This window comes from Segatella copri (genome assembly GCF_026015465.1).
GTDB lineage: Bacteria > Bacteroidota > Bacteroidia > Bacteroidales > Bacteroidaceae > Prevotella > Prevotella copri_E.
This window is the reverse complement of the sequence record NZ_JAPDUQ010000004.1, coordinates 182,999-206,133: the sequence shown is the minus strand read 5'-3', so window position 1 is coordinate 206,133 and position 23,135 is coordinate 182,999. Positions and strand designations below refer to the sequence as shown.

At 45.1% G+C, this 23,135-nt stretch carries 13 protein-coding genes; 4 read left to right on the top strand and 9 right to left on the bottom strand.

Annotated elements, in window-relative coordinates:
- Nucleotides 1–94: 94 nt before the first annotated feature.
- The gene (locus tag ONT08_RS14190) at nt 95–1,006 is read left to right on the top strand and encodes a LysR family transcriptional regulator (protein ID WP_117586008.1); all 912 of its coding nucleotides are present in this window, start codon (nt 95–97) and stop codon (nt 1,004–1,006) included.
- Nucleotides 1,007–1,227: 221 nt separating this feature from the next.
- Here ONT08_RS14190 and ONT08_RS14185 read toward each other — a convergent pair whose 3' ends face one another.
- Nucleotides 1,228–2,109: a DMT family transporter gene (locus ONT08_RS14185; protein ID WP_117586009.1), complete on the bottom strand. Its 882-nt coding sequence runs from the start codon at nt 2,107–2,109 to the stop codon at nt 1,228–1,230.
- 229 nt (nt 2,110–2,338) lie between these two features.
- On the opposite strand from ONT08_RS14185, the gene ONT08_RS14180 reads away from it, so the two are divergent.
- Both ONT08_RS14180 and ONT08_RS14175 read left to right on the top strand, forming a co-directional pair.
- Nucleotides 2,339–3,211, top strand: a complete 873-nt coding sequence (locus tag ONT08_RS14180; protein WP_264960266.1) for an aldose 1-epimerase family protein — start codon at nt 2,339–2,341, stop codon at nt 3,209–3,211.
- Nucleotides 3,211–5,190 carry an OPT family oligopeptide transporter gene (locus ONT08_RS14175; protein ID WP_264960265.1) on the top strand — a complete coding sequence of 660 codons (1,980 nt, stop codon included), beginning with the start codon at nt 3,211–3,213 and terminating at the stop codon, nt 5,188–5,190. The genes ONT08_RS14180 and ONT08_RS14175 overlap by 1 nt, the downstream gene beginning before the upstream one ends.
- Nucleotides 5,191–5,278: 88 nt before the next feature.
- Here the strand turns inward: ONT08_RS14175 and ONT08_RS14170 are convergent, their stop codons facing one another.
- The 3 genes from ONT08_RS14170 to ONT08_RS14160 form a co-directional block, all read right to left on the bottom strand.
- A complete protein-coding gene (locus tag ONT08_RS14170; protein WP_264960264.1) occupies nt 5,279–9,367 on the bottom strand; it encodes a hybrid sensor histidine kinase/response regulator transcription factor in 4,089 nt (1,362 codons plus the stop codon).
- A gap of 206 nt (nt 9,368–9,573) precedes the next feature.
- Nucleotides 9,574–11,721: a DPP IV N-terminal domain-containing protein gene (locus tag ONT08_RS14165; RefSeq protein ID WP_437183604.1), complete on the bottom strand. Its 2,148-nt coding sequence runs from the start codon at nt 11,719–11,721 to the stop codon at nt 9,574–9,576.
- Nucleotides 11,722–11,805: 84 nt separating this feature from the next.
- The gene (locus ONT08_RS14160; protein WP_264960263.1) at nt 11,806–13,158 is read right to left on the bottom strand and encodes a DUF6055 domain-containing protein; all 1,353 of its coding nucleotides are present in this window, start codon (nt 13,156–13,158) and stop codon (nt 11,806–11,808) included.
- 254 nt (nt 13,159–13,412) lie between these two features.
- Here ONT08_RS14160 and ONT08_RS14155 point away from each other — a divergent pair, with 254 nt between their 5' ends.
- Nucleotides 13,413–14,327, top strand: a complete 915-nt coding sequence (locus ONT08_RS14155; protein ID WP_264960262.1) for an Rpn family recombination-promoting nuclease/putative transposase — start codon at nt 13,413–13,415, stop codon at nt 14,325–14,327.
- 501 nt (nt 14,328–14,828) lie between these two features.
- On the opposite strand, the gene ONT08_RS14150 is transcribed toward ONT08_RS14155, so the two are convergent.
- The 5 genes from ONT08_RS14150 to ONT08_RS14130 all read right to left on the bottom strand — a co-directional run bounded on the left by ONT08_RS14150 (nt 14,829) and on the right by ONT08_RS14130 (nt 23,005).
- Nucleotides 14,829–15,035: a DUF4859 domain-containing protein gene (locus tag ONT08_RS14150; RefSeq protein ID WP_259326471.1), complete on the bottom strand. Its 207-nt coding sequence runs from the start codon at nt 15,033–15,035 to the stop codon at nt 14,829–14,831.
- On the bottom strand, nt 14,974–16,806 hold the full coding sequence (locus ONT08_RS14145) for a DUF4859 domain-containing protein (protein ID WP_264960261.1): 1,833 nt from the start codon (nt 16,804–16,806) through the stop codon (nt 14,974–14,976). Before ONT08_RS14145 ends, ONT08_RS14150 begins: the two co-directional genes overlap by 62 nt.
- Nucleotides 16,807–17,246: 440 nt before the next feature.
- On the bottom strand, nt 17,247–18,236 hold the full coding sequence (locus ONT08_RS14140; RefSeq protein WP_264960260.1) for a DUF4859 domain-containing protein: 990 nt from the start codon (nt 18,234–18,236) through the stop codon (nt 17,247–17,249).
- Nucleotides 18,237–18,266: 30 nt separating this feature from the next.
- A complete protein-coding gene (locus ONT08_RS14135; protein WP_437183612.1) occupies nt 18,267–19,910 on the bottom strand; it encodes a RagB/SusD family nutrient uptake outer membrane protein in 1,644 nt (547 codons plus the stop codon).
- 56 nt (nt 19,911–19,966) lie between these two features.
- Entirely contained in the window at nt 19,967–23,005 is a 3,039-nt protein-coding gene (locus ONT08_RS14130; RefSeq protein WP_264960258.1) for a SusC/RagA family TonB-linked outer membrane protein, read from the bottom strand.
- Between the last annotated feature and the right edge of the window lie 130 nt (nt 23,006–23,135).

Below are 23,135 nucleotides of genomic sequence, written 5' to 3'. Positions count from 1 at the left end.
AAAAAAAGAGGATATTAAAATAAATGTTTTATCTTTGCACCCAAATTTAGCTATCGGTTATTTCTATAGCCGATAGCTTCAATAAAGGAACAATATGGAAATACGACAACTGAAATATTTCTTGAAGGTAGCCGAGACGCTCAACTTCTCAGAAGCTTCGCGCAAGTTATACATCACCCAGAGCACCCTCTCACAGCAGATTTCGCATCTGGAACAGGAGATAGGTCTGCCCCTCTTCGAGCGCAATTCTCATGAGGTTTACCTCACAGAGGCGGGCAAGGAATTGAGACCTTACGCCCAAAACGCGGTCAATTCTGCCGAAGCCTGTGTAGACCACATGAACGATCTGAAGGAAATGCTTACAGGCGAACTGAACATCGGCGTAACGTTCTCCTTCAGCAACATCATGTCCGAGACGCTCATCGCCTTTCTCCACGCCTATCCTCATGTAAAGCTCAACATCCAATACCGCACCATGCAGGAACTGATGGACGGACTGAAGAAGCGCGAACTCGACCTCGTTCTGGCTTTCAAGCCTCTGAAGAACGAAAAGGCGGTAGACAGCCGAGCTATTTTCAGCAACCGTCTTGCCGCCATCGTGAACGTGAATCATCCGCTGGCGCGCCTTTCATCGGTCAAGCTTTCCGATCTGGAGCGTTACGACCTCATCCTTCCTTGCAAGGGTCTGCAGGCACGCAACGCCTTTGATCACATGGTAGAGGGCAAAGATTTGAACTACAAGATTATGGTAGAGGTGAATAATGTAAACATCATCTTCGACCTTCTGAGCCGCAGCAATCTGGTGACCATTCTCTCCGAATCGACCACCATTCTGCAGAACGGCATGAAGGCGATTCCTATCGATGCTGCCGACAACGAAATGGATGGCTGCATCCACATTCTGAAAGATGCTTACATGAAAAACTCAGCCCAGGAGTTTATCCGCATGCTGAGCCAGAGCACCAGCATCCTCGCCAATTTTGCCCTGAAGGATATCCTGAGATAATCATCTTAACGCCTGGCGGCTTGCGAGCCTATTTGCTTGCGGCTAGAACAGATAAAAAAAATCCTCGTTCGAGTTCTTTTTCGAGCGAGGATTTTTTCTTCTTACCTTTATGGGGACCAGCGATGGAATCGCTGGGAACGGGAACCAGAGGGATGACACGCAACCCCGCTAGGCTTTTTTACCTTTTTACCCTTTTACTTTTTTACCTTTAAACAGCCTTTTTACCCTTTCTTTCTTGCGATGATAATCGTTACGCCAGCCAGGATAGCGAGGATGCCTATCGCCAGCTGCAGAGAGAAGCTCTCGCCGAAGACGCATACGCCGATGATGACGGCTGTTACTGGCTCCAGGGCTCCCATGATGGCGGCTGGCGTGCTGCCGATAAGATTGATGGAGATGGTCATGAAGAAAAGCGACAATACCGTTGGCAACAAAGCCAGCTGGGCAGCACAGAGCCATTGTTTAGGCGTTTGAAGCATCTGTATCGGCTCGCCCGCAATAAACGAATAGATGAGCATCGTGATGAGTCCGAACACCAGAATGTAGAAGGTGAACTTGATGTTCGACATGCCCGGATTCTTCCATTGGTTGATGGAGATGATGTAAAGGGCATAAAGCAGGGATGAACACATGACGAGGGCAAAACCCGCCGTACTCAACTTATCGTTTCCATCGCCCTGATAGAGCAATCCTACTCCCGATACCGCCAGAAGAATGGCAAGCGAGGTAGACCACGTTACCTTCTCGTGGAAGAAGACCGTCATCAGGATGGCTGTCATAATAGGATAAACGAAGAGGATGGTGCTGGCAATACCTGCCGCCATATAATGGAAACTGACATAAAGCGTAGCTGATGAGAGCGAAAACATGCAGCCCAGCACGCCAAGACGAATCAGATGTCCCCACTTCACCTTGAAACTCTCCTTGCGAAACAGCATCACCACGGCAAACATCAGTACCGCCAAGAGATAACGATAGATGAGTACAGAACTGGAATTGAATCCGTCGCCATAGAGTTCGAGCGTGCCCAAAGGATTGGTACCATAACATACTGCGGCAACAATACCCGCCGCAAAGCCTTTAACTTTATTACTGCTTGTCATTAGATTAAATACTATTTTTTTCTTATACTTCTTGTTATCTATCTATTTCGGGCTACAAAGTTACAGCAAATATTCGAGATAAGCTAACAAAATCGTATAAATATATTGTAATATCTGAGAAAAAACGCTCTTTTCTTGTGCTTTACGAAAATAAATTGTACCTTTGCAATATCTTTGAAAAAAGATAATCAGATGAAACATTAAAAACTAAACAAAAGAATTAATAACAATGGAACAGATTAAGAATGATCAGCTCACACTTGAGATTTCATCTCTCGGAGCAGAACTTCAGAGCATCAAGGATGCTAATGGTAATGAATATCTCTGGGATGGCGACGAGAAATACTGGAACCGCCACTCTCCTATCCTCTTCCCTATCGTATGCGGATTGTGGAAAGACACTTATCGCATAGAGGGCAAGGAGTATCACCTTCCTCGCCATGGTTTCGCACGCGATACAGAGTTCAAACTCGTTGGCAAGACTGCCGACCGCCTCACCTTCGCGCTCATCGACAACGAAGAGACTCAGAAGAACTATCCTTACCACTTCAACCTTGCCATCTCTTACCGCCTGCAGGGCAACGAGATTCATGTCATCTGGCACGTAGAGAATACCGACGACAAGGAAATCTTCTTCCAGATTGGCGGTCACCCAGCATTCATGGTTCCTGGCTGCAAGAAGGGCGAAGAAATGAAGGCTACCCTGAAACTCGACAACGAGGCTCCTGTTCGTCTCTATGGCAACGTAGGCGGATGCATCGACCGTCAGGCTAAGGAAACCGTAGAAACCGACAAGGGTATCTGGGAAGTAAACGAGGAGACTTTCGCAGAAGATGCTGTTATCTTCGACAAGAGTCAGGTTAAGCAGGTGAGCATTCTCAACGAGCAGGGCGAACCTCATGTAACCCTCGAGTTCAAGACTCCAGCCGTAGGTATCTGGAACCCAACAGGCAAGCACGCTCCATTCATCTGCATCGAGCCATGGTATGGTTTGAACGACTGGGCTGAATATGATGGCGAGTTTAAGGACAAGTATCTGATGAACCGTCTGCAGCCAGGTGCAAGTTTCATGAGTGAGTATATCATCAGAATTGAGAAATAATGGAAGAAAAAGACAATTTGCAACTCCCCGAGAACGCATTCCGCGAACTGAAAGACGGGGAGGAATATAAGCCGCTGATGTCGCCTGACAAGGTTTATCCTGAGGTGAACGGATGGTCAGTTACATGGGGAATCGTGATGGCAGTCATCTTCTCTGCCGCCGCAGCTTATCTGGGTTTGAAGGTGGGTCAGGTGTTCGAAGCAGCCATCCCAATCGCCATCATCGCCGTGGGCGTAAGTACCGCTACCAAGCGTAGCAAGGCGCTGGGCGAGAATGTCATCATCCAGAGCATCGGAGCCTGTTCGGGTGCTGTGGTGGCAGGAGCCATCTTTACCCTGCCAGCCATCTACATCCTGCAGGCTAAATATCCGGAGATGACAACTTCGTTTATGAAGATCTTCATGGCTTCGGCCTTGGGAGGAGTCTTGGGAATTCTGTTCCTCATTCCTTTCCGCAAGTACTTCGTAAGCGATATGCACGGCAAGTATCCGTTCCCTGAGGCTACGGCTACCACGCAGGTACTGGTGAGCGGAGCCAAGGGAGGCGACCAGGCTAAGCCGCTGCTCATAGCCGGACTGGTGGGTGGTCTTTACGACTTTATCGTAGCCAGCCTGGGATGGTGGAATGAGAATTTCACATCGCGTGTGGTAAGTCTGGGATGCGACCTGGCTGACAAGGCGAAGCTCGTGTTCAAGGTGAACACAGGTGCAGCCGTATTGGGTCTGGGTTACATCATCGGATTGAAATATGCCTTCTTCACCTGTCTGGGTTCGCTCGTAGTATGGTGGCTGATTGTTCCGGGCATGAGCGTTATCTTCCATGATAGCGTGCTGAGCGCCTGGGATCCTAGCATCGTGAAGACCGTGGGTGCGATGAGTCCGGAGGAAATCTTCCGTGCCTACGCCCGCAGCATCGGTATCGGCGGTATCGCCATGGCAGGTATCATCGGCATCATCAAGAGCTGGGGCATCATCAAGAGTGCCGTAGGTCTGGCTGCCACGGAGCTGAAGGGCAAGAGCGATGTGGATGAGAACGTGAAGCGTACCCAGCGCGACATCTCTTTCAAGATTATCGCTATCGGTTCGCTTGTTACCATCCTCGTAACCTTCCTCTTCTTCTGGTTTGGCGTGATGGAGGGCAACCTTCTCTTCGCCATTATCGCCATTCTGCTCGTGGCTGCCATCGCCTTCCTCTTTACTACCGTAGCGGCTAATGCCATCGCTATCGTGGGTTCAAACCCAGTTTCGGGAATGACCCTGATGACGCTCATCTTCGCCTCTGTGGTGATGGTGGCTGTCGGCCTGAAAGGTCCTGGCGGCATGCTGGCTGCCCTGATTATGGGTGGTGTGGTTTGTACAGCCCTCTCGGTAGCAGGTTCGTTTATTACCGACCTGAAGATTGGTTACTGGCTGGGAACAACTCCTAAGAAACAGGAGGGATGGAAATTCCTCGGTACCCTGGTGAGTGCGGCTACCGTGGGCGGCGTGATGATGCTGCTGAACGAGACTTACGGTTTCGCATCGGGTTCGCTTGCAGCTCCTCAGGCTAATGCGATGGCTGCGGTTATCGACCCTTTGATGAATGGCGTGGGAGCTCCTTGGGTGCTCTATGGCATCGGAGCCATGATAGCCATCGTGCTGACTTATTTCAAGATTCCTGCCCTGGCTTTCGCTCTGGGTATGTTTATTCCGCTGGAACTGAACGTTCCTCTGCTCGTGGGTGGAGCCATCAACTGGTATGTTACTTCACGCAGCAAGGATGCCAAGGTGAACAGCGAACGTGGTGAGAAGGGAACGCTCATCGCCAGCGGCTTCATCGCCGGTGGAGCCCTGATGGGTGTGGTTAGCGCCCTTCTGAAGTTTGGCGGCATCGAAGTAAGTATCGCCGACAGCTGGTGGGTTAATCCGATGTCTGAGGTTTGTTCGCTCCTGGCTTACATCTGCCTCATCGGTTTCTTTATCAGAGCCACAAAGAAATAAAGAATAGGCTTTTTACAAATAAGACAATCGCCTGGATGCATCTGAGCACCCAGGCGATTTTTTATTCTATCCGAATAGTTTTTCTATCCTACGATTCCGCAGCTACGAAATCCATCGGCTTGACGCCAAACTGCTTCTGGAAGCACTTGGCAAAATAGCTAGGACTGCTGAAACCTACCATATAGCTGATTTCGCTGATGCGGTAGTTTCCTTCTTTCAGGAGCTTTGCGCCCTTCTTCAGTTTCACGAGCTGGATCATCTCGTTTGGCGTAACATCGGCAAGACCGCGAATCTTATTAAAGAGCGAAGAGCGGCTCATGCCCATCTTCTCTGCAAGGAACGCCACGTTGAGCTCCGGATTCGCCACATTCTCTTCAATGATGCGAGACATTCGTTCCAGGAACGCATTATCAACCTGAGTTGGAGCAATCTCTGCTATCGGCTCAAGCGGAGTATGAGAGAACTTACTCCTCAACAGACGGCGCATCTCAAGAAGCTGTCTTACGCTTGCCTCAAGATACTTCATCGAGAACGGCTTTTCTATGTAGACATCGGCTCCACAGTTCATACTCTCCGTCTTCGCCGCATCATCGGTCTTTGCCGTAAGCATCACGAACGGCAGATGAGAATATTCAGAATTTTCACGCACCCTACGGCAGAACTCCGGACCGTCCATCTCCGGCATCATCCAGTCGCTTATGATGAGCGAAACCGGATGTTTCTCCAGTTTACGGAGCGCATCCTTTCCGTTGTCGGCGGTATAAACCGTATACATCTTTTCGAAATGAGCCTTCACAAACTGGCGCATGTCTTCATCGTCATCCACAATCAGCATCGCCGGTTTTGCCGGTTCACGAAGCGGACTAACAATAGCATCGCCTGCCTTTTGAGAACCTTGCTCAGCAGGAGTTTCATCTGTCAGCAGATTTTCCTCTGCGTCAACCTCTTCTTCCTTCACCATTTCGTCTGCCTTTTCTACCACAGCATCCACCTGGTTAAGCGGCAAGGTTACGATAAAGGTAGATCCCTTACCTACTGCAGATTCTACTTCAACCATACCATGATGAGCCTCAACGAGATTCTTCACGATGTTGAGACCGATTCCTGTTCCCGGTTTATTGTCGCGTGCCTGATAGAAGGCTCCGAAGATTTTCTCCTTTTCGTCAGGACTGATTCCCAATCCGTTGTCTTCCACCTCTATGCGGAAATGGGTTTCATTCTCCAGAAGGCGACAGGACAAGCGTACATAATCTCCGGTATATTTCAAGGCGTTGGTCATCAGATTGCTGATAACCTTGGTAATGGCCTCCTGATCTATCATCGCCACGAGCTCATCAGCTGGATAATCTACCTCAAAACGGATGCTTTTCTGCTCGAAGGTAGGAGCAAAGCGCTCTGCCACAGCATGCATCAGCTTCGAAATGTTGTTCAAACGGAAATGAACCTGCATGCCCTTCTGCTGCACTTTGTTGAAATCGAGCAGCTGATTGACGAGCAGGAGCAACCGCTGGGCATTACGGTCGATAACAGAAAGCGTCTGCGTGATAGTTTCACCATCGGCCAGTTTTCCGGAAACCTGTTTCCAATGCTCTTTCAGACTCTCCAAAGGTCCGATGATAAGCGTTACCGGCGTACGGATTTCATGGGCAATCATCGTGAAGAACTGCAGGCGGGCATCTCTCATCTCCTGATCCTGCTTGAGTTCCAACTGGTCGAGTTCTTCCTGATGACGGAGTTTCTCACGTTTCAACCGGCTCTGCATGAACCAGTAGATTGCGTAACCGATGAGCAGAAGATACAGAATCTTGGCTGGCAGAGACCACCAGAACGGCGGATGAACCACAATCTGGAGTCTTGCCTCATTCTTCGACCATACACCATCATTATTGGTTGCCTTAACCAAGAAGGTATAGGTTCCGGCAGGAAGATTGGTATAGTTGGCACGATGCTCGTGGGTATAAATCCAATCCTTGTCTACTCCCTCAAGTTTGTAAGCATACTGGTTCTTCTCAGGCGATACATAACTTAGGGCGGCAAACGAGATATTGATGGTATTCTCGTTATGAGACAGATTGAGTTCTGCTGCATGACTCAGAGATTTCTCCAGCTGGTCGCTCCCCGCCTCTATCGGCTGACCGAAGAGTTCTACCGAGGTGATTGCTACAGGAGGAGCTACCTGGTTGATCTTGACGAGATATGGATAAAAGCAGTTGAAACCTCTTGTAGAACCGAAATAGATTCTGCCATCAGAGGCCAGAAGTCCGGCGTTTGGCATAAACTGGTCACAGGTAAGTCCGTCATATTTATTGAACAGCTGGACAGGTTCACCCGGCGTATATTTCACAATACCCTTGCTGGTAGAAATCCACATTACTCCCTGCGAAATGACAAGACTCGCGAAATCCAGGCTAGGCGCCTCGATGGTGATGCGTCGGAATATACCTTTTGAAGGCAGAAATTCGCAAAGCCCATCGCCGGTTGCGGCATAGAGCTGCCCCTTTTCTCCAATAACCAGACAGTTTACCTGATCACTTACCAGCGAAGTAGAATCATTCTCAACATGCTTATACTGTTTCCAGGCATTATTCTTGTCCAAGCGCCACAAGCCACCTCCCTGGGTAGCAAACCATACGTTGCCCTGAGGATCTTCCTTGATATCGATGGTAAGCGACTTGAACGACTTGATTTTACTAAACTTCTGCTGCCCCTCATCGAAAAGGCTGGCTCCATCCATCGAAGCCGCCCACAGCCGGTTCTTCCGGTCACGATAAATACAATAGGCATTACTTCCCGAAACCATTCCATCGGTCTGGAAAATCTGCTGCGCTCCGGTAGCCATGTTCATTCTGATGACACCATTACCATAGGTTCCCACCCACAGATCATTACCATTGGCAAAGAGAGCATGAACATTATACTTGCCCATAGCCGCCTTGCCCGGATAAGAAACAAAACTGTTGGTCTGGGGATTGAAGCAGTCAAGTCCAGCATCATCGGTAGCTATCCAGATGCGATGCTGCTGGTCTTCGAAGAATCTTCCTACCACATTACCGCGCAATCCCCCCTGTCGAGCTGAGTAAGCACGGAAACGTTCTTCAACACTCGTAGAAGGAAGATAACTTACGCCACCATAGAAAGTAGTTACCCAGATGCCGCCTTCATTATCGCCAGCAATACCATAAACAAAACGCTCGTTGGTACTCCGGCTCGGATCGTTTACTTCCGACAGCATACTCCAAGAGCGGTTCTGGATGTCATACTGCACCAATCCATCATCGCTGGCTATGAGAATATACTTGTTGCCGTTGTTGTAAAGCTGGTGGATATGATGAACAGCATTACTCAAGGTTCCGCTGATGAGCTGTTCGGCACTACCATCTGCGTTGAGCTTGTAAAGTCCGTTTTCCCAGGTTCCGACATAAAGATTGCCATCGGGAGCAGCCAGCATCGCCATGCCGTGAAACATGGTTGCATCGCCCTTCAGAGGGAATGCTTCAAACTGGTCTGTCGACTTGTTGAGATGATAGATGCTGGCTTCACCATGGTTACAAAGCATCCATACCTGGTTGTTGGCATCAACCAGCGTACTTTGCACTTTACCCTGAATATTCTTCATTGGATACTGGTGCAGTTCGTGAGTTGTCCGATTGTATCTGAACACACCCTGTCCGTTGGTAGAAATCCAAATATTCTGATCGCCGTCAAGCGAAAAATTAAAGACAGGCGCCGTAATCTTATCACTCAGTTTCTGGAATCGGTCGGTTGCATTACAGAACAGATAGGCTCCATTATTGCAACCTACCAGCAGGCCTTCTTCGCAAGCAGTAAGGGCGCTCACAAACTGGTCTACAGTCGTAAAGGGATTATAATAGGTTTTGACATCGTATCCGTCAAAACGGCACAATCCGTTGTCTGTACCAAACCACATGTATCCCTTGGAACCCTGAACCACGCTACGCACAGCATTACTCGGCAAACCATCATCCATCGTGATAGAGCGCACCATAGGGTCGATAGGAGCCCATTGTGCACCCGAGTTGGTTTGCGTTACCGTATGTGGCTGCGCCTGAATATCCGTAGCCCCTTTCGAGACAAAAGCGGTCGGCACCTGCGCCTCAGCCCCTACAGGCATCATCATGCAGAGCACAGAAACCATTAGAGTAGATATCTTTCTCATTATATGGGTCTTTATTTTCTGTTGTTAGATAATTTAATGCCGCAAAATTACAAAAATATAACGAGAAATACAACAAAAAGAACAAAAAAAGCCCCGAAACAAGCAAATAGCTACTTTTTAATAGTAAGACTATCCGTTTGCTTCAGGGCAAAACTTAAATAATGATTCAAGTGAGAAGTTTCACTATCAACAGATTGAAACCTGAATTACTTGCTCTTTACATCACTCCATTTAGGCGGTTTCACACCCAGCAGATTCTTCACGAAGAAATCGTAACGCTTGTGCTCGCCATAGAGTTCGCCCATGGTATGATGGGCTCCAGGAATCACCACGAGTTCGAAATCCTTGTTCGCCTTTTCCAGCGCATTCACCACCTGATAGGTGCTCGAAGGATCTACGTTGTCATCTATCTCGCCTACCACCAGCATCAATGGGCGCTCCAGCTTGTGGGCATTCTCCACGTTGCTGCACTCCACGTAACTGGAATCGATAGGCCAGCTCATCCATTGCTCGTTCCACCAGATTTTATCCATCCGGTTGTCATGACAGCCGCAGGCACTATAGGCTGCCTTGTAAAAATCGCCATGCAGCAATACGGCTGTGGTACTCTCCTGTCCGCCTGCCGAACAGCCATAGATTGCCACATTATCAGCATCCATATAAGGATACCTCTTGGCTGCAGCCTTGATCCAGAGTTCACGGTCTGGGAATCCGGCATCCTTCAGATTCTTGTAGCAAACCTCCTCAAACTTCTTGCCGCGATAGGAAGTTCCCATCGCATCGAGCTGAACTACGATGAAACCGAGTTCGGCAAGCGAAGTGGTGTACCAGTTGTATGGCATGAAACTCTTCGGAGTATAGGCATCGCCCGGACCCGAATAGATATACTCGATAACCGGATATTTCTTGTTCGGATCGAAATTGGTAGGGCGCTGGATGATGCCCCACATATCAGTCTTACCATCACGCCCCTTAGCCACAAATACCTCAGGAGCAACCCATCCGTGCTTCTTCAGCGTTGCAATATCAGCCGTCTCCAGAGTCTTGACGAGCTTACCGGTCTGCGCATCTCTGAGCACGGTAACAGGAGCAGCATCCACCTTAGAATAGGTATCCAGAAGATAACGGTAATCATAGGTATATTGGGCACTATGATTTCCCTCTTCAGGAGTGAGCGCCACCATATTCTTGCCGTCGATACCTATTTTATAATAATGCACCAGATATGGGTCCTCATTCTTGTTCACGCCACTAGCCGAGAAATAGATTTCTCCCTTCTCTTCATCCATACGCTGGATGCCGCGAACAAACCAGTCGCCCTTTGTAATCTGTCGGATAACCTTCGACTTCTGCACATCGTAGAGATAGAGATGATTCCAGTTGTCGCGCTCGCTCATCCAGAGCAGTTGCTTGCCATCCTTGATAAACTGACGCCACAGACGACCATAGTTCACAAAGGTATTGGCACGCTCCTCTACCACGGTACGAAGCTTGCCGGTTTCGGCATTCATCGCCAGCATCTGATAAAGATGATGCCCACGCTGGTTGTACTCCATCGTCACCTCCTTGCTGTCTGGTGTCCATTGCATCCACTCCAGTTCATACTGGTTTTCTATCTGATGCTTGTCAGCCTCCACCTTCTTTCCGGTAGCCACATCGATGATGACCGGATAGTGCTGTGGCAGGGCATCGCCCGGCTTGGCATACTCCTGCTTGTGGAGGATAGGCTGCAGCTGGTCGGCAGGCGAAGATTCTACGTAGTAGGCATAGCGTTTCTCTACCGGAACACGCTTGCATACGAAGATGTGCTTGCCGTCTGGACTCCATTGGATGCGGTTGCTGTAATAGCATCCGATGGTACCATCCTGAGTGAGGATTCGCTTGGCTTCGGTATAAGGTTTTCCTGCCTCATGAACCACCACGTTGTAACCTTCGATGTAGGCTTCCATCTTGCCGTCGGGCGAAAGTACCGGATAAGCCTCCTTCTCCTCATCTACCTCCATCCAATGGCGCTCATGGCGTCTGCCAAACTGAGGCTTATAAGGGCGGCGAGGCTTGATGCCCAGCGCCTTCTCCATCGCTTCCTGCGAATCATAAGTCTTCATCTCATCCTTGTCGGCATCATAGGATACAAACTTCTTGCCCTGAGGAGTAGAAATCTGATAATGCAGTACGTGGGTGGAATCGCACCAAGCCGATGAACGTGCCCAATAGAACACGGAATCGGCAGAGAACTGATGACGCAGCGCATAGGCTCTGTTGTAATCTTCTAATGTGCCCTGTGCTGAAGCTGTAGCTGCCGGCATCGCCAAAGCTGCGCTCAACAGCGAAAGAGCTAAAATCTGATTCTTCATTATATTTAAAATTTTACTTGTTGATTTCTTAAGTATCGAACTTTCGTATATGGGGAGTTAGAGAAGTTAAGGGAAGTCCAATCCTTACTTCACTCTTACCTCATAAGGGAAACGGCGGGAAGATGGATCGAGCGAATGATTCGAAGGAGCTCCCATCACCACGAGATAGAGCGCCTTGAGAAGCTGGGACTTTGGAGCCTGAAACGAAACCTTTCCATTCATCGCATCACCCATCTGACCATAGATGCATTCATCAGTATCGGCGGTTACTCCCACCAATCCATAACGATAACCGATGGTGCGTGCCATCTTGTCCTTGGAAGCCTTGAACGCCTTACCCTCAGCATCGAGTGCTCTGAAATCTACAGTAACCTTCTTGCCTGCCTTCGGGATTTCCAGTTTGATGGCGTTGAAACCATAGTTCTCTGGAACCGAAGCTGTATCCGGACGGAGATAACCGTTCTTCTGCTTCAGCATCCTGGTGTCGAAGGTGCAGGCATAAGGACGGGTCTCCTTACGGGCATAATTGAAATCGAAGTCCACGAGATGACGGTAGCAGTCGAACATTTCATCATTAAACTGCTTCTGACTCATCTTATACTTCCGCTTGTAGGTAACAACCGGGTCCTCTCCTACTTTTCCCTCCCGATAGAGCTGGGCGATGCTTTCCAAACCATGCTTCTCAGCCCACCACTCTATCACGTATGGCGAATGATAGATGTTGTCCAGATGCAGATAACCCTTATGGGTAAGCTGTCTGAAGGCATCAAAATGAAACTTCTCGTCCGTTAGCCAGTCGGGATTCACTCTCCAGAGCATCCATTGGGATGTCATCTCGAAGAAACCGCTACCACCCCAGGCTTCACCCGTTTTGTCTGCCATAATCTGAAGCTGGAAACTGTGTCCCAACTCGTGAGCCAGACAGTTGAGTTTTTGATCCTGAATACGGTTAGGCGTTACCCAAAGCGCCCCGATAAAGTCATCATAAGTTCCGCCGTAAGCGGTTCCTTCCAGCGAATAGTTCACCATCACCATCATTTTATACTGGTCGCAGATGCTTCCCGGCAGAGAGAATTTCAGGGTATCGCGAAAGAAACGGTAGAACCGTTCTACCTGAGTCTGAAGATTACCCAGGTCGAATTTCATCGGCTTACCTTCGAGCGAAGGAGGATTCTGCGGATTATCTCCGAATGGCTTTTCCCAGAAATACACGATATTCTGGGTCTGTGCACTATGTCGCCAGCACCATCTCTCATCATCCTTATTGAAATCATAGGGTTTCAGAGAGTCCGGTACGAAGATGAGTTTCTGTGATGCAGAAACAGGATTTACGGGTCTGGTGGCAGGAGCCTCAGATGGGTCCTGCTGTGCCAGGACTGCAGTAGCCCAAGGCAAGGTTGCCGCTGTGAGTATCAGCGATAAAAAGATTCGTTTCATTTCGGTTATGATTTTTGCGTTATTTATATTTTTGCGTTATTTATTATTTTCGTTATTGATATTTCGCCACAAAAGTACTGATAATCTTGCAAAAACGCTCACAATATCGTCTAAAATGATATAAATATCGTATCTTCTCAAAGAACATCTCAGAGATTTGTCAAAAATTACATCAAAATGATAGATTTGTGCAAAAAAACTTGGGAGATATTATAAAAAGTCGTATCTTTGCCAAAAGAAATCTATAAAAAGAAATGATTATGAGATTATCAGAAGAACGATATATTAGCTTACTTACCGACTTTGGTTTCAAACGTATATTTGGAACAAAGCCAAACAAAGACTTGCTCATCAACTTTCTGAATTCACTTTTTGATGGAGAGCAAGTCATTAAGGATGTTCGCTACCTTAATAGCGAGCACGTTGGTGATGTTTTCGCTGAGCGCAAAGCTATCTTTGACGTGTATTGTGAAAATGAGAAAGGAGAAAAGTTCATCGTTGAAATGCAGAACGCCTTTCAGAAATACTTCAAAGACCGTTCTCTCTTCTATTCTACATTTCCTATCAGAGAGCAAGCACCAAAAGGACAGGATTGGAATTTCAAGCTAGACCACGTTTATACAGTAGCATTGCTCAACTTTGATTTTAAGGAAGAAGCTTTCGACCAAAAAGAAATCAATCACGATGTTGGCCTGCTAGACAAAAAGACATTCAAGGTCTTTAACGACAAGCTTTCTTTCAAGTATATTGAGATTGCCAAATTCAACAAAAGCGAGACTGAGCTAGAAACTCTGTATGACAAATGGCTCTATGTTCTCAAGAATTTACCCAAGCTTGACAAACGACCGAAAGCTTTAAAAGAGAGAATTTTCACGAAATTGTTTGAAGAAGCTGAAATCGCTAAATTCAGTCAACAAGAATTACGAGAATACGAGGATAGTCTTAAGGCCTATCGAGACATAAAAAATTCAATCGATACTGCGAAGGAAGAAGGCAGAAAAGAAGGTAGAGAAGAAGGCAGAAAAGAAGGCAGAGAAGAAGGCAGAGAAGAAGGTGTTGCCAAAGAAAAGTTGGCCACCGCCAAGCGTCTTTTCGGCATGGGGTTCACACTAGAGCAAGTTGCCAAAGGTACAGGTCTTTCAATAGAAGATATAGAGAGACTTGTTTAAACAATAATAAAACAAGGAAACCATCTGATAGCATTAGTTCTACCGGATGGTTTTCTTTTTAATACGAAACCTCAATATTATATTTCTTTATTATTTTGATGAAAGAATGCTTTCTTTAGTATTCTTAAAAGGCTAAAACACATAGCTGATATGATGTGAGAAGACCAATCTATCGCCTTAAAGAATTAGATGTATGCGATTGCTGCCATATGCCAGCAAGGTTGTCGGCAATTGCCAGCAAGATTGCTGGCATATGGCAGCAATGTTTCCGGCATATGGCAGCAACTATACAAATCAAGAAGTTCAAGCCAAATAAACGTAGAAGTATAACTGTTTAAGTAATGAGTTATAGGGTATTAAGACAACACATCTTACGCTTCGGATGCGTACGTATTAAAAGAAGAAACGAGAGTGTTATCAACATAAGCAAAGAAACAAAAAAGTTCCGTTGCATTCTGCAAAACAACAGTTTTACGTCAGCAACGGAACTAACTATATTAACTATGCGAATTTCATCTTGATGGTAATAACAGCCTTATGCTGTTTACCATTCTTATTATAAACCATGGTTGGTTTGATGATATAAGTCTTGCCCTTTTCAGAAGCACCAGGCTTATGCCCCACAGTCAGGGCGTAGCCACCGGTATCATATTCGAAGTGAGATTTTCGTTCCGTCTCCCCAAACACCGGCAGAACCATCTTCTGCAATCCAGAAGCCGATTCCATTGGCAGAGTATGCATAAGATACTGAACCATCAGGGTTGGTCAAGCCCACAGCCACCTTGCCATCAGCAGGACCCGTAAAGCCCTCAGCTTTCACATCGCCAGCCTCCAATGTAGCACTTGCAATCTCAGAAGGCTGCAACTTGAATGCCTTTGCAATCTTCTCCATGACACCATTATTCAAGAGATTGAAGGTATGCAGAGGATAGCTTTCGCTGCTTGCGTCAAGACTTACCTCAAGTGAAGTCTCCAAATCAGTAGGGTCGCCTTCAGGTATCGTCACGTTGCCGAGCAAGTCTGTACCCGAGAACTTCACACGATAAGGCCATTGCTCATCATTGGTCTCATCATCATCCCAGGCATTACGATTATACTTATCAGGAGCAGCCAGTACACAGAGGTACAATCGCTCTGTATTGGCAGGAACTTCGTAGGTTGCTGTGCCCTTCTTGCCTGTATGCATCTCTCCATAATGAGACTTTCCATCCTTGGTGATTGCCACAAAACCATAACGATAATTCTTCTGAGTGTTGCTCTGTGAATTATACTTGGTCACATTACTTTTGGCATTACCATCTCCATCTACCACAGTACCAGGATCTGCAACTGCCAAAGCAGAACCAGGAGCTAACCCCTCAAGTGTAGCACTTACCTTGCCTGAAACAGGAACATTCAGCGGAATGAGATTGAAACCTGTTGTACCCGGACAGTTAGTATAAGCCACCTGATAATAACCATTGCTCTTATAAAGCTTGGTAGAGTAATTGATAGCCGCCTCCTTCTTATACTGATGCACAGCCTTGAAATCATAATCAGCACAATGAGCACTATACTCATACAAATCCTTGTAGAGGGCATCAAGACTATTGTTGCAATAGATGCGCATATAAGTCTGGAGAGGATCCTCAGGATATTTGCTTTCTTTCCAGATACGGGCGTATGATTCGATGCCATGCTTTTCAGTAAACCAATACTGGAACCAGTAGCTTGCGTAACGCATGAACTCATGGTTGAAGTGGCGATGATGATTCTTGAGCCAAACAGCATAATGAGCATCCTGGTCGAAACACTCGTTAGGATAATCCTGGAACGACTGCCACTGAGCACATTGTTCCCAATAAGCACAACCGCCAGCACCATTTTCACCAAATCCATAACGGAATCCAGCAGGCACAAGCTGAGAACCATCAGCTCTATCTATTGGCGTAGCCTCACCCGTGAAGAGCTTGTCGGCAGAAACCTGATATTGGAAAGAGTGCCCTATCTCATGACCGATGGTTGAACCAACCGGCTTGCAGGTAGATGGATTTACCCAAAGGGCACCTATCTTGTCATCATAGCCGGAACCAGTAGCAAGCCATTCTGTCTGATAAAGGAGATAAATCTGCATCTTATGATTATCAAGGACCGATTTTCCCTGTCCGACAGTTGCCATACCGAGTTTCTCTACATTGGTCTTATAGAACTGCTCAGCCTTCTGCAACAAGTCATCAATATCCACACGCAAAGCCTCCGGTACAGATTCTGCATTAGGATCATCTCCAAAGCCAGGCTCCCAGAACACAAAGAAGTGCTCACTCTGCTTCATTCTCCACCACGACCATCTGGCATCGCTGCGGAGCATGTAGTCAGGTCCCTTTTCAAATCCTTCATTCCATGTACCAGGACAATAGTACTTACCATAGTTGGCTATCTTTGATTTATTCATCAGCTTCACATCCGATGGTTTGGGATTTACAGGAGTATCAGTTTCCATGGAATCATTACCGGAACTGCAACTACAGAATGATAATAAAAAGAACATTGACAATACTGTCACTATCCCCGTTTTTAGTTTAATTTGTTTCATGATTTATGTTTAAGTTGATTTTGATTAAATACAGAGATCTAAAGAGTTGGAAAAAATATCGCCCAATAGCTTATGTGTTTTGCTATTGGGCGAATTATTCGTTATTTCAAAAGAATTGTATTACTGCTCAGCAGCCTCATCTGGTTCCATAGACCAGTATGGATTCTGGTACAATGAGGGTGTGTCATAAGTCTGAATAATAGTTGGCGCATAACAGCTGTTGTGCGGCCGAAGATACTGACTGTCTCAACAACATATCCTATCTCATCCAACAACATATCCTATCTCATCCAATAACAAGAAGAGGGTGAATCATAAACTTATGACACACCCTCTTAGTATAAGACCTAAGCAAAAGTTATATTTACAATAAACTCAACATACTTAGAAGGATCTTTCTTGCTAGCAAGAACACAGTGCACTTTGCCCGTTGTACCTGAAGCAATTTTTTCGTAACGTCCTATATTCAAACTACCGTCAACAGCTTGAACAAAGTACAGACATCCTGAGCCCCAATTTTGAATAGTACCATCCTTGGTGCACCAGAAGCCAATAACACCTGCATCTGTATTATAAGAAGCTGTGGTATTCCACGAATCGTCTGCATTTACCATGTACAATGCAATATCATTTTCTGTATTTGATACAGCATCATTCAATTCCTTAACAGTCATACCCAAACATGTAGTAATTGCATGTTCATAATCAGCATACTTCACCGAATAGGTATTATAATCACCTTCAGGAATTGTCACATTAGCCATGATAAGACTAGGATCAGTCACCATGATTGTAAAGTTAAATCTTACATAATCATCATAATCCTTTCCATTATTTATGGCAAAACCTACATTTGCAGAAATAGAAACACCTGCCGCAGAATTCTCTGGTACATCTATAACTAAGGCCTTATTAGCTTTGTCTAATTCTACACTTGCAACCTCAGAACTTTGGTCACAAATCAAACCATTGTTATCATAATACCAACCTGTAGAACCTTTGGTTGGAGCTGTTTTATTCCACTGACCAAGAGATGGGTTGATATTGTAGAATACAGCATTTCCACTTTCCAGAGCAGACATCAACTCGTCCACTGTCATTCCAAGCTTAGTTTGAATTGTCTCAGCATAATCAGACAAACGAATAGTCTTTGCCTCTACATGCCCCTTACGAAACTCAGCTGTGTATGCTATCGTTGCAGAAGCATCTGTACGCAAATATGGAGTTTCATTTTCTCCATATACATGCTTCTCGGTAGCATCCATTGGATCGTCGCTGCATGAGCCGAATGATACGGCCATGCAAGCTAACATTGTATATAAAAATATCTTTTTCATATTGTACTATTATTTTCAGTTTTTACTTTATCACTGTTTATTATCAGCATAACCAGGATTCTGTTTCAACTTAGGGTTGCCATCCAAAGCCGACTTTGGAATAGGGAATATATCCTTATGGCGATCGGTCTTATCAGGATTAGCATCCTTACAGAACCAAGACTTACCATTATAGACATTTTCCTTAGAACCCTTGATGTGGAAACGAATCAAATCTTGACGACGATGATGTTCTGCTACAAATTCCCAAGCCAACTCATCGAGCATTCCACCGAGTTCGATGTCTTGTCCACCTTCATTGGTAATAATCCATTTGTCAGCTTCGCCCATCTTACCTTGGTTTTCACGGTGTCCGTATGCATACACACTACCGCCTTTCAATTTCTCCACGGTCACCTTTGCCTTCTCTGGGGTGTTCAAGAAGTTACGCTCACGAACCTTGGTAACCAAATCTGCTGCAGTCTGCTCTGTTTCGCCCTTATAACCACCAAGACGAAGCAAGCACTCAGCCTTCATCATATAAGCATCAGCCAAGCGGAAGAATGGTACATCATCATATGAAGAACCATACTCACCACCCTTGATTTCATACTTCACTAAACGGTAGCTTTCGAAAGGATAACAACCAGGATTATCTATACTGTGTAACTCCTTAGTGTAAACCAAAGGTTCACCATCATAATAAATAGGAGCACCAGAAGCATCATACTGCTGACCACCAGTCCAACAATCCTTAAAACGAGAGTCATCCTTATCATAAGTATCAAGGAACTGAGGCATCACAGCAGCACCACCTGTTGCCCAACCATCAAAGCCCCAAGTTGCCTTACCAGCTACGTGCATCCACATATTTGCCATATAATTACCTGAAGCATACTTATTCTCGAATGGTATACCAAAGATTATCTCAGGAGAGCCCGAGATATCATCCATAAAGTTAGCAGAATATGCAGAAGCCAAAGAGAAAGGACCCTCTATTACCTGATTAAGTTCATCTATACACTTACCATACCAGCTATTGTCGGAATCATCCTGGAACCAAGCATTATGATTCAAGTACATTTTGGCCAAAATCATATGGATGGCATACTTGTTGAGCTTGCCCATCTCTATAGTTGTGCCACAATCGTCTGCAATCTCATTTAATTCCTTGACCAAGAAATCAAAGGTCTCCTGCGGCTTAGCTTGCTCTGGTAACCAACCATCAGGGTGCTCAAATTCTGTATCCAAAGGAATATTGCGGAACAAGTCAAAAAGTATATAGTAATACAAGGCACGATAGCCTCTCAACTGAGCCACCAACTTAGGATTCTCCTGAATCTGCTGATATCCCAACAACTTATTACAAGCATTGATACCTGCATAGTTACGAGTCCAAGTATCGTTAAAATGCGCAATCTGTGAATGGAACTCGTGCTTATGCATAGACACATAAAGATCTCCCCAACCAATACCAATGCGATAAGGAATACACCAAACATCAGAAGATTGGTCCATCATATCGGCATAACTATACCATCCCCAATATACATCACGCAAACTGCTATATACGGGACCGAACATAGCCATGATTTCCTCATTGGTAAACTCATGGTTTTCGGTAGCAATTGTATCATACAAATGCTCATCCAAATCGGTACATCCTGTAGTAGCCAATCCTGCTACTCCCAGCATTGTACTAAATAATATATTACGAAATTTAGTATTCATATCTATAACGCTTAAATTTGTTAGAATGTAAGATTGACTCCCAATGTAAAGGTACGAATAGACGGATACTTATCTCTCCAATCAATACCCGAAGCTTGCACATCACTATTAGTCAACTCAGGATCCAACCCCTTGTAACCTGTAATAGTAAACAAGTTTGTTCCTGAAAGATAAACACGTGCAGCTTTTACATACTTATTCTCCTTAAGAGGCACATTATAAGCCAAAGTTGCACTACTCAATTTCAAGAAATCACCATTCTCCAGATAGTAGCTGACAAAAGTCTGCTTTTGTGCAGAAGACAACTTATATCCACATCCGTAAGGCTCATCATTTGCCGACTTCAAGCGATTGTATGCTATAGAGTTATTTTCGTAGTAGCAACGAGCCTCGTTCAAGATTTTGAACCCGAACTGACCAGTGAACTGCAAAGACAAGTCGAAGTTCTTGTAACGGAATGCATTAGTCCATCCCATATACACCTTAGGAAGAGCATTGCCTAAATACTGACGATACTTGTCATTAGACAACATATTGTCTTTAAACTCCTCAGCCTCTCCTGTCTCAACATTCTCTATCATCCACAATCCATTCTCAGAAACGCCCACAGATTTCATTCCGTAGAAATTTCCAATAGACTTACCAACCTCCAATCGCTGTGTAGAAATAGAAATTGGCTCACCTAAATAAGCCTCATCACGCTGATTGGCTGTCTCATAAAGATCATTTGACAAACTGATCAACTTATTTGAGTTATGAGAAACTGTAACAGTTGTTTTATATTCAAAGTCTTTTGTCTGAACAGGAATTGCCGTAACAGAAGCCTCAATACCTTGGTTACGCATCTCACCCACATTGGCTAGAGTTTGCTTATAGTAGTTTGGTGGGGTTGGTACATCATACCACCAAAGCATATCCTTTGTGGTCTTTTTATAAACATCTATAGTACCACTCAATCGCTCACCCAAGATGCTCCAATCCAAACCTATGTTGAACTCTGTTGACTTTTCCCACTTCAAATCTGGATTTGGATTTGAGTTTACAATCAAACCAAGATTCCATTTGTTATTGTCGTAATAATAAGTAGGATTTATAGTGCTACTACCATATGTCCAACGAGTCAATGATTGATAAGGATCATTAGGAATTACACCTGTAACACCAAAACCAGCACGAAGTTTCAAGTTGTTCACCCACTTTACATCCTTCATAAACTTTTCATTACTGATAGTCCATCCAAGTGATGCAGAAGGGAAAGTTCCCCACTTATGATTGGCTCCAAACTTAGAAGAGCCTTCATGACGAACACTGACAAGAATATTGTATCTATCAGCATAGCCGTAACTGATACGTCCAAAGAAACCAATCAACTTCGACTCGCTCTTGTAGCTATTTAATCCCGCCTTACCATTCTTAAGAGCTGCACCGATATACATATTGTTATACTCGAACATATCGGTAGGAAAATCATAGTTGCTACCACTGAATCCATACCATGTGTCTTCTTGATAGCTGTAACCAGCAAGCGCATTAAAACGATGCTCGCCAAACTGATGGTTGAAATTGCTTGTCAACTCGAAATTATCGGTCTGACCTGTAGCATAGTTCTGAGAAGCATAACCAGTATGGTTTTCGGAAGCCTGACTATAATACTTAGAAGTATAATAAGTCTGATCATGATTATTGAAACGATCAGTAGAGAACATAGCCTTAGTCTGCCAGCCCTTAATTGGTTCGAAAGTAAGAGAGCCTGTATATCGAGTAGTTTCTGTTTTATACTGTCCCTTGTGCTCCTTGATGATTCCTAATGGGTTATAATAGTAGTTTACGCCAAAATTCTCGCAATAACTACCATCAGCATTATAGATTGGCTCAGTAGGATTACGGATAATAGCCTGACGATATAGCATCTGACCAGCAGCATCGATAGGACCATTCTCATGCCATGTTTTCAAAAGATTTACTTGAATCTTGACCATATCGTTAAGCATCCAATGGCTCAAGTCGAAACTTGCCTTCATATTTTCATTATAGGTATCCAAAAAGACACCCTCATCCTTACGATAAGTAAAATCTGCTGAATAAGTAGTAGTCTTGTTACCGCCATGAATTAACACATTATGATTATGGCTAAATGCTGTTCTAGTTATAGCATCCAACCAATCTGTATCATAACCTTTATCCGAAAAATCCGTCTTACCTTCGCGGATATCTGCTCCATCCATGAAATCAAGAGTCTTGGCAAAAGCTGACAAAGAAGCATAGCCAGAATAGCTTACTTCTGTCTTAGACTCACGCTGACCACCTTTAGTGGTAATGATGATAACACCATTAGCACCACGAGTACCATAGATAGCAGCAGCAGAAGCATCCTTCAAAACATCAATACTTGCAATATTCTCAGGAGCTACAGTACTAAGAGAGCCTTCAATACCATCTACAAGAACCAAAGGTGTGTTGCTACCATTCAAGGATATTACACCACGAAGACGGATAGTAGATTCTGCATTAGGGTCACCTGAACCATTGGCAATAGTCAAACCTGCAACCTTACCCTTAATTAATTCGGCAGCATCCTTTACTTTACCTGTTGTAAAGTCTTCCGCCTTAATACTGGTAATGGCTGAAGTAATATCACCCTTCTTCTGGGTACCATAACCGATAACGACTACTTCGTTCAAAGACTTCATGTCTTCCTGAAGTGTCACGTCACCGCCTTTGGTTTCCTGACTAATATATCCGATATAGGAGATTGTTAAGGTAGCGCCACGCTTTACTTTTAAGGTATAGTTACCATCAAGATCGGTAACTGTACCATTCTTGGCGTTGCCTTTTTCGATTACACTCGCACCAATGATGGCTTCACCATTGGCATCCTTTACTACACCCTTTATGGTAACTTCGTTCTGCTGAACATTTTCTACCTTTGGGCTTGATGAGGTCTCACTTGCTGCTAGAGTAGGTAATGCCCCCCCCCCACATGCAAGGACCAAACACGCGATGGCTTTTACATAAGCTTGACTATGTACAAAGCCTGAAATGTTTTGTGTCTGTCTCATTTCTATTGTTTGTTAGGTTGATAATTGTTTTTTAAAAATTTCGATTGCAAAGTAACAAAATATTTTGTATATTATGCTACATTATCGTCTAAAAAAGTGAAAATATCGTCCAAACCTGGCGATTTAGACG